Annotated in this window: 6 protein-coding genes; all 6 read right to left on the bottom strand. The window is 63.2% G+C overall.

Features of this window, described 5'->3' with window-relative positions:
- Positions 1 to 377 precede the first annotated feature (377 nt).
- Complete coding sequence (locus HC022_RS14120; protein WP_217703986.1) at positions 378 to 1,274, bottom strand: DMT family transporter; 897 nt, start codon at positions 1,272 to 1,274, stop codon at positions 378 to 380.
- A gap of 77 nt (positions 1,275 to 1,351) precedes the next feature.
- A complete protein-coding gene (locus HC022_RS14115) occupies positions 1,352 to 2,176 on the bottom strand; it encodes an AraC family transcriptional regulator (protein ID WP_167452870.1) in 825 nt (274 codons plus the stop codon).
- 816 nt (positions 2,177 to 2,992) lie between these two features.
- Positions 2,993 to 4,255: an OmpA family protein gene (locus HC022_RS14110; protein WP_167452869.1), complete on the bottom strand. Its 1,263-nt coding sequence runs from the start codon at positions 4,253 to 4,255 to the stop codon at positions 2,993 to 2,995.
- Positions 4,255 to 5,886, bottom strand: a complete 1,632-nt coding sequence (locus HC022_RS14105) for a hypothetical protein (RefSeq protein ID WP_167452868.1) — start codon at positions 5,884 to 5,886, stop codon at positions 4,255 to 4,257. Before HC022_RS14105 ends, HC022_RS14110 begins: the two co-directional genes overlap by 1 nt.
- An 80-nt stretch (positions 5,887 to 5,966) precedes the next feature.
- Complete coding sequence (locus HC022_RS14100) at positions 5,967 to 6,761, bottom strand: hypothetical protein (RefSeq protein WP_167452867.1); 795 nt, start codon at positions 6,759 to 6,761, stop codon at positions 5,967 to 5,969.
- Positions 6,761 to 8,254 (bottom strand): hypothetical protein (locus tag HC022_RS14095; protein ID WP_217703984.1); only part of this gene is annotated, 1,494 nt, incomplete at its 5' end. The genes HC022_RS14100 and HC022_RS14095, both read right to left, overlap by 1 nt.

Raw genomic sequence — 8,254 nt, 5'->3', positions numbered from 1 at the left:
CGGCCGGAGGATCGCGCCATCACGCCTAGCAAGACGGAAAACAATTCCGCTCGCCCGACTATTTCAGCACCCTGTTAACGGCCGCACCGCGGACGTTTCTGCCGTTCGCTGCAGCCACAGCCTGCGAGCCGCTAAGCGACGGCTCTGCGCAGGTATTTGCCGTACCGCGTAGTGGCTCCGCGATCGGCATGTCCGTCACTATCGGCCGAACCCTGCCGCGTGCCGAGGTGGCAGGCGATGCAGCGCGGCGTCACCGAGACAGGCACCCAGGGCATGGCGCGGCATACTCGCTCAGGCCAAGGAGAGGGGCAGGCCACGCGCAAAACGGATCCGGTCGCGTTGCGATTGTGATCGGTGCTTTTCAAGTTCTGCGAGCGTCAGCGGAGCCTTTCGACCCAAAGGCCAAGGAAAGTCCCCGAAACGATGAGCGCTGCGCCGAGAAATGCCGATAAAGTCGCAGGTTCAGAAAGAAGCATCCAGGCGAGGGCAAAGCCAAAGAGCGGCTCCGTGCCCATGAGTAAGCTCACCCGCGTGGGGCTGGTGCGGCGCACCGCGGCGTTCTGGACGTAGAAGGCGCCGATGGTGCAGAAGAGCGACAGGAAGGCCACCGCGCCCCATGCCGCGAGGTCAGCCCGGACAAAAAGCCCCCCTGCGCCCGATTGCACCCAAAGCATCGCCCCGGTGAGCGCTGCGACCGTCGCGGCCTGCACAGCCGTGAGCGCGGCCGAAGACATGCGGCTGCCCTCCATCAGGCGCTTGGTCGAGACCACCATCACCGCCCGCAGGCCCGCAGCACACAGCACCAGCAGGTCGCCCGCGCCGAGCGCGCCCATACCGCCTGAAAGCACCATGACGCCCACGATGGCAATGACCGCCCCCGCCATAACGCCCAAAGGCGGAAGGCGGCGCTGCAAACCATATTCGAGAAACGGTGTGAAGATCGTGCAAAGCGAGATGATCAGCGCTGTATTGGTCGCCGTGGTCAGTGACACGCCCCATGTCTCTGACAAAAAGATAGCGCAGAGGATCGCGCCCAGCACCGCCCCAGCCCAAAGGTCACGCCGCGGGGCCGCGCGCAGATCCCGGTGGGCCACAGCCCCCATCACCACCGCCGTCAGCGTAAAGCGATAAAAGATCAGCAACAGAACGGGCATATAGGCCAGCGCTCCCTTGGCCACCGGGTAGCTCGCCCCCCAGACCAAGGCCACGCCCAATACCGCGAGATCGGCCCACAGGGACGTACGCCGTGCATTGAAACTCTCTGATACCGCCACCTTGGCCTCCTGTCTCACGTGAGATGAGGGCGCAATAGGCCGGACGGCGGGCGGCGATATAGAACGAAAACGCGGTCTCAGCCCTTGGCAAAGGCCGAAGGCGTCATGCCGACGATGGCGCGGAAATGCCGCCCCATGTGGCTTTGGTCGGCAAAGCCCGTCTGTGCTGCGGCCTCTGCCGGGGTCTGACCGTCCCGGAGCAGGCGTTTGACCCGCAAGACCTTTCTCTGAACGTGCCACGCATGGGGCGGCAGGCCCGTGGCGCGCCGGAAGGCATCGATCGTCTGCCTGCGGCGCAGGCCGGTGATCTGGCTCAGATCGTCAAGCGAAACATCTTCGTCGACCTGCGCATCGAGAAACTCGACCGCATCCGCGATCCGCCCATCCGCCGCTTGCACAGGTGAAACGCTTTGCGGTGCCATTTCGCGCATCAGCGTCCCCACCAACGCGTCCAGCGCCATATCGCGCGCGAGCCGTTGCTCCGAAGCATGCAGCGCCTCGTGCAACAGGGCGAACCTCCGGGCCAGATCGGGCCGCGCGTGAAACGCCGCTCCGAAATCCAGCGTCCCCGTGGCGGCATGGCCGGTCATGTCTTCGATCAGCGCGCGCATCCCGGCCTCGGGGATGTAGAGCATCCGCTGCCGCCAGCCCGCCTCGTTGCCTGCGCCACCATGATGGATGTCTCCGGGCCGCATCGTCACCACGGATCCACGCGGCACCTGATGCATCTCGCCCCGACACCAGACCGCGTGAACCCCACCATCGATCACACCGAAGAGGTATTCATCATGGGCGTGCGGCTTGAAGCTCTGCTTCAGGTAATGCGCAGAAAGGGTTTCAATGCCGTACAGGTCCGGGCGCGCCCGAAGGGTCACTTGGTCCTTGCGGCCTTGCACAGACACGACGGATCTCTCTGAAAGGAAAACACGCCGAACTTAAAGCCAGAGATGGCTTCGGTCAAACGGCGCTTACCCGCCCATCAGCGTCTGGCGCAAAAATGCTCAGGATGGGATCTGAGACAACACGCGTCGCGGGAGCGCCCTTGAGATCCGGGTGGATCACGAGCCACGCAGCCTGACTGGGCGGCGTCTGCGTCTCTGCCCGCGTCAACCTGTAAGAGTGCGGGGCACGAATGTCGTGGAAGGGCTTGGGAGCGGACGAATGCACCCGCAGCGAAGCTCCGGCTCGATCTCGGTCAGTTGGGCTCCTTGCCGACCTTCGGTGCGCCGCAGTGCGAGGCGCCTGGCCGCCACTAGGGCGGCGTCGCTCCCGGCCCGAAGCCGTCATTCGCCAGGTCGGCCGGCGCTGCGGTGCAGTTTCGCCAAAGCGGCCCTCTGCGATCTCATGCAGCACGGTCTCGCCAGTCAATGTAGGCAGTGTAGACGAGGTAGCCGCGTCAGCGATTAGACCGCAGCGGCTTAAGCCGGGGTGAAACAAATGAACGTCCTCCGCGCCAGCCGTCCCGCAGGACCGTCAGAAAGCAGATAAAAGGTATAATAGCGGCGACCAGGACCCCCTCGGTTTCGAGGCTGTTGCGCCCGAACCAAAGACTGACGATCAGGGCAACGGAGAGTACCGACATTCCCAGCCGTAGCAGGCGTGGCAATGTGGCAGTGCTGGTGGCAGACGGACGCACGGTACGCATTGGCAGGACCTTTCCCGATGGCTCATCGTAGAGCCTCGGAGAAAGGTCTGAAGATCATCCTAAGGAAATTGCGTCACTCGGACTCTGCGAAAAGCCGGTCTATCGCCAAGTCTTCGCGTGTCTTCAAGTCTATGCCGAATACGACGCGGCGCGAACGCTCGCGATCTTCGGAGCCATCAGCCAATCGGATCAACCGCGAGGAGGAGTAGCCGACCGCAGCCAGCTGATCCCGTGCCCAGCCATACAGTTCCGGATCCGAGATGTCGTCCAAGCATTCGTTGAAGACATTGGCAGAGCGGCGCTGGCTGAGATCGAGATTGTTCCGGAACGCCTCAATCGGAACCAGGCTTCCCCAGTCCGAGGACGCATGCCCTTCGATCTGGATGTTCCGGATGGAACCATCGAAGGCATGCAGTGCGGATACCCATGGTTCGCAGATGTTTTCCAGAACCTTACGGAAAGCCGGCTTGATCTCCGCGCTCCCCTGGTCGAACAAGACGCCGTCCGGAAAAACCACGTTACCATTGTCCAGCACCTGCCCGCCCATCGACGCGATGACATCGCCAGCACGGCGGCGGATCTCGTCGGCGATCTCGCGACCGGTCGCCAGGTTGCTCGACCGCAGGTCCGCCACCGCCTCTGCCAGGTCTCCGACTTCCTCTGCTGCCAGACCCGAGCGGCGGAAGTCGGACAGCTCGTCGGTCATAGCAAGGACGTCGCCGGGATCCATGCCGGTCGCCCGGTACGCGGCAAGCGCCTCCGACATTGCGGAGATCTGCTTCGGATCCACCCCGCTCTCGCGAAACTGCTGCAACTCGACCATCATCTCCTGAACATCTTCCGGAAGGGATGCGACCTGCGACACCATCGCGGGGAGATCCTTCACCGTGGACAGATCCCGGAGCGCCAGCCGTTCCTCGGTTTCGAGACGCAGGCTCTGCTCCGCGATCTGACGCACGATGTCATCATCGAGAAGCCGCAACCGCTCGGACAGATCTTCCACCGACAGATCCGGACGCTCCTGCACCAGACGCAGGGCGTCCAGAAGGGTCTCCTTGCCGCCGGCATCATCCAGCAGCCGTTCGAACTGCAGGTTGCGGGCCAGGGTTTCGTCCAACCGTGCGAGGTCCGCGCGATACTCTTGCGCCGCAAGCCTCTGCTCGTCCGAGAACTGGCGATAGAACTCCGTCGCGTTACGCGTCGTCGCGATCCAGTAGCTCAACAGCAACAGCAGGATGAAGCAAATCAGCATGAAGGTTTCGGCAGCCGTCAGCCCCATCACCGTGCCACGCCGGTAATTGGCCTCCTGTGAAACCGGGATCCGGGATCCAGCCATCAGACCGCGTCCCGCTCACCGATCGCAGCCGGTGGCATGCGGCTCTCCAGCCCGGTCTGCAGGGAAACCAGTGCGGCATGGAGCGGCGGCACGTCCTTGCGGAGGGCGGCAACTTCCTCGGCGACCATGCGCGTCGTGCCGAGTTCGGTTTCCAGGGACCGGCTGTGTTCAACGATCCGCTCCACCGCCTTGTCCATCCGCTCTAGAGGGGCCACGAGCCGTTCTTCGTAGAACTTCGCACCGCTTGCCAGATCAGTCAACGCTCCCTTCGCGCCGCGGCTGCCCGTTTCCAGGCCTCGGGCGGCATCGCCGGCCGCGGCAAGACGGACGCCCAGGTCCCCGGTGGACTTGTCCAGTTGGGCGAAGGGCGCGGCGAGGCGCTCCTCCTGCGCCCGGATCCCGGTCGCAATGCCGTCCAGTGCCTGTCCGAAAGCGCGTCCGCTCTCGTTTAGCCCTTGCACCACTGGATCGACCGTTTCGAGCCGCGCCTGGAGATCGGCAACGGCCTTCTCCAGCGTTTCCAGAGGAGCGGAAAAACGGTTTTCTCGGGCGCCCAGATCCTTCGCCAGTGACTCTATCGCCGTCTTCAGGGACTGCCCCCCGGCATCGACACCGCGGGAAATCGTCTCGAGGGCCTGCTCGGCCCGTGTCTCGACCTCCTCAGTGGCACGCACCACTCCTCCGAAGCTCGTCTCGGCACTGTGGACCAGCGCCACCCCCGCATCGACCACCGCCTGCTGGCTTGCCCCTAGGGCCGTTTCGAGCGCCCGGATCCGTTCGGTCGTCAGCTCTTCAAGCCGGTCCGCCGACCGGTCCAGATCACGACCGATGGTCTCCAGCGTCCCGCCGAAACCGGTTTCGATACGGTCGATGTCGCTCTGAAGCTTGCCGAAGGATGCCGTGACCCCGTCCCCGAAGTCGCCGAGGCTCCGGCCGATACAGTCCGAGGCCTCCCTCAGGCTGGTCTCCAGATCGGCCATGATCCTGGCGCGCGCCTCTTCAGAGGCGGTGCGGCCAAGGGCAGCCTCGCGCGCCGTCTGCTCCAGGATCTCGCGCAGCTCCGTAGCCACGGGCTGCAGGGTCGCGCGCATTGCCGAGACGCTCTCGCTTTCCAGCCGCTCGCGGTGGGCGGCACTGCCCCTGGCCAGTTCGTCGTGATGCTCTTCGAGGCTCTGGCGCAATTCGATCCCGAGATACTTCGTGCCGCGGATCACGTCGGCCATCTCGGCCCGGAACTGTCGCGCGGCCTCGTTAATCTCCATCCGCGTCGTATGTTCGCGCGCGGCTAGGTCCAGCCGGAACTGAAGGCAGAACACCCGCACGGCGACGCCGACGATGGTCGAGCTGAGCGCTATGCCGAAGCCCGAGATCACCTCGGCGATGAAGTCGGTCTCGGTGGTCTGACCGGCCAGCTGGTAGAGGCTGTAGGCCAGCGAGGTCAGCGTCAGCACGAAACCGAGGTAATAGGCGTTGTCGCCGATCTGGTCGGGTTCGAGCTGGATGCGCGGCCAGCTGAAGGTGATCACCGCGTAAAGGACGATGACGGCCCCGGACACGACCGCCGGGATCCAGAGCGGCACGCCGATAGTCTTCAGGACGAGGGAGCCGCAGATCCCCAGCAGCAGGGACATGAAGAGGACGACCTTGTCGGTTGCATCCGCACGCCGGCGTTCGAAGGGGTAGCGTCGGAAGGTGGGTTCTGTCCGTCTCATCATAGATCTCCGAGACTCTGGTAGTTCAGACGACCGGCGCCCTGTAGGTCCAGGTAGCGGCGCCAGAAATCTTCGAGAGTCGGCTGGAAGGCCGGGCTGGCCGGGATCTGGAAGAGCTGGATCTCCATTCCCTGCAGCGCATGGCTCAACCGGGCCGTGCCGCCGGAGGCCTTGAAGCTCTCCCAATTGCCGCCCTTGTAGAAACTAAGGGTCGAGGAGTGCTGCGCGAGGTTGGACAGGATGACCAGTTTCGCGGGTACGTCTTCGGGCAGGAAGCCCGGAATGCGGGACAGCAGTTCCTGCAGGCTCTCCAAGATCGGCGAGCTGTCCCGTTCTGACACGACCATCAGGTCGTCAAGCATCCCGTTGACAGGGTTCAGGAACTTCTCGTGATAGCGATCGCGGACCATCTTGACGTTCTCGCTCAGGGCATTGGCCTGTTCCGCCGGACGGCAGATAGAAACAAAGGCAGCTTCGCGCTCGGCGGCATCCGGCGCGACGATGCCGATGCTGATGCGCGTGCCGACATCGGCCTCCTCGATCATCCGGTCGATGCGGGTCCGCGCGAAGTTGAGCTGCGTCAGCGTCAGCGGATCGGTCTCATCGATCAGGATAACGAGCTGCGCCACGGCACCGGTTTCGAGACACAGGCTCTCTGGGTCCTGTTTCGGCTTGTTCGTCTCCTGCCAGTAGAACAAACCGAAGCCACCGAAGATCACCAGCAAGGCGATGACGGCCGCCCCCCCGCACACGATTGCCCCGAACGAGGGGCCTTTCTTGCGATGGGCCGGCATCAGACCTTTTCCGCCTTAGAGCCGGAGGTCGGAGCTGTCTCGAACAGATCGGGTGTCCCGCCCTTGTCAGGGTCCGCGGGGGCGTCCTCAGTAGAACCCGGCATTTCAACCATGACTGTAGCCGACTCCTCCTCGGCGGTTGCCCCGAAGACCGGCTCCGGCGTGTCCGAATTGGCCTTTGGCACCGCATGAGGGACCTCGGCAGAGGAAACCACCTCGGGCTCCAGAAGATCCTGCAGACTGGTGTCGTCCTCGCGTGCCTTGCGCTCGGTGCGACCGGCCCGGATGTCCTCCAGCGTCGGGAAGGCCTTGAGCGTGTACGTCTGTGCCTTGCTGAGCCGTTCGACGGCAGCCGTCATCAACTCTTCCATCCTGACGATCTGGACCTCGACCTCGGCGCGATGCGTGTCGTTGGCATCGGTCTCCGCATTCGCCGGGCGCTCCAGCTTGACCATTTCATCGAAGTAGGCGGGCACATCGGCGGTGCGGTGGCGCATGTTGGCTTCGCGATAGATCCGCATCAGCTGATTGGCGTCATTTTCCAGCCCGACGAGGAAGGTTTCGAGGTTGGAGACGAGCGATCCCTGCCCGTTCAGGGCCGAAACCGCATTCCGGAGCTCTTCCCGGCGATTTCTCACCTCTTTGCGCAGATCTTCCTTTTGCTCTTGGAAGGATACTTTCAGCACTTGCTGCGAAGCTTCATAGGCCTCGGCATAATCATTGATCGAATTCTCGACCGCATCCCACAGCTTGTTGAAGCCGGGAACAGGGTCCAGCAGCGCATTGGTCTTGTAGAAGGACAGGAGGCTAACGATGAGCCCCGCCAGCAACAGGATCACGGACTCCAGCGATCCCAGGGCCCAGGGCTCCGAGACGACACGTCCGACCGAGGACTGCATGGCCGCGTCCCAGGACATCATGTCCAGCGCATCCCTGAAATGGGCGACCAGGAGATTGAAGCCGACCGAAAGAACAACCCATGCAACGATGGACAACCAGCCGATGAGAGTGCCGAAACCCGTGCGAAGATACCGATGCCTAGCTAGCAGACCACAGATTGCGCCGATCATGATGTTGATCGCCGAGATCATCATCGCCTGCCCGATCCCGCCGATCTGGCCGAGTTCGTTGTGACGAGCGAAGAACATTCCGTTGAGCAGGGACTCGATCGCCAGCATGAAGACGCCCGTGATCACGAACCAGAAGGTCGATCCGCGTTGGTTCGGCAAGCCGGTTATCCCGAGCCGCGTCCGGAAGGCATCCAGTTTGACTTGATATTCCTGAACCCTGCGTAGCCGCACGTCGAGGTGATGGTTTTCACTGGCCTCGAGGCCACGCAATGATACGACGCAATTCTGGATCTTCAACTTGATGTCGCTGGTATCCGATCGCGCACTAGCGATCCGATCACGATAGGACTGGATTTCACTGTCGTGATTGTTCAGGGCCTGCTGGCGGATCTGCTCAATTTCGCGTGCTACGCTCATCTCCGA

The sequence above is a fragment of the Salipiger sp. HF18 genome (genome assembly GCF_011806505.1).
Taxonomy (GTDB): Bacteria; Pseudomonadota; Alphaproteobacteria; order Rhodobacterales; family Rhodobacteraceae; genus Salipiger; species Salipiger thiooxidans.
Note: the sequence above shows the minus strand (reverse complement) of the source record. Positions and strands in the feature narration are given on the sequence as shown.